Raw genomic sequence first — 1155 nt, forward strand, 5'->3', positions numbered from 1 at the left:
GTGTTCGGGGGTGGGATGGCGGGCGGGGGCGGCGGATCGCGTGGGTTCGGGTGGAGTTGGCCGGGGCGCTGCGGTATCTGCCCGGTCGGCTCGAAGAGGCGCGGGCCCAGTTGTTGCGGGCGCTCCAGGAGGGTGTCGGGGAGCCCGAGCTGCGGCTCGCCGCGCTGCTGTGCCTCGCCCGGGTGCACCGGGCGCGGTACGACCGTGACGGTGAGCCCGTGGCCCTGGAGGAGGCGGCCGAGGCGTACGCGCGGGCCCGGCGGCTGATTCCCCGTGACGGCGACGCCTACGCGGGCCTGCTGCCCGAGTGGGGCGACGTGCTCCTGGAGCGGGCCCGGGCCGCCGACGGCCGCCGCTTCTCCTCCACCGCCGTACGGGTGCTGCGCGAGAGCCGGTCGGCGGTGGCCCAGTCCGACCCGGGAGCCTCGTACCGGCTGCTGCGGCTGGCCTCCGGGCTGCGGCTGCGGCACGCCTACGAGGGGGACCTCGTGGACCTCCGGGAGGCCGAGTACCTGCTGGAGCTGGCCGTCCGGCAGAGCCGCCGCCCCCTGGAGCGGGCCCGCGCCTGGCGGGACCACGGGGACGTGCAGCAGGAGATCCACGCCCACACCCGTACCGCGGACCGGCTCGACCGGGCCGCGGACTCCTACCGCCGGGCCTGGCGCGCCGCCCTGGAGGCGGGGCGCGACGACCCCGACGACACCGGTGCCGCCCTCCGCCTCGCCGCCCGGGTCCAGGAGCTGCGTGGCGGGGCCCTGGAGCGTCTGGCCCGCCCCCGCGCGGCGCTGGACGCGTACCGGGCGGCCCTGGAGCTGTGGCAGCGCCAGGGCCTGGCGGACGGGGAGCGGGCCGGGGCCGTCCGGGCGCGGATCCACGCCCTGGAGACCGGCGGATGACCCGGCGGGCGAGTCGGTGGACGAGTCCGTGGGCGAGTCGGCGGATGACCCGGCGGGCCGGTCGGCGGGCCAGTCGGCGGACGGGCCGTTTCCCCCCGCCGGACCGCGGGAAAGGGCAGTGGACCACGGCATTCCACGACATTCCACATTCCGCGGTGCGACAGGGGGACGGGAAGCCCATGGTGACCGGACGTCAGGAAGTGGCCGCGCCCCCCGACCCCCGCCCCTGCGCCGGGCAGCTCCCCGACCTCTCCGGGCT

The 1155-nt window shown here is 78.0% G+C and carries 1 pseudogene; it reads left to right on the forward strand.

From position 1 onward, the window contains the following. Nucleotides 1–896: pseudogene (locus tag VR44_RS39585) on the forward strand (SAV_2336 N-terminal domain-related protein); the annotation flags it as partial. Nucleotides 897–1155 lie beyond the last annotated feature (259 nt).

Origin of the sequence: Streptomyces katrae, assembly GCF_000966975.1 — a bacterium.
Lineage (GTDB): Bacteria > Actinomycetota > Actinomycetes > Streptomycetales > Streptomycetaceae > Streptomyces > Streptomyces katrae.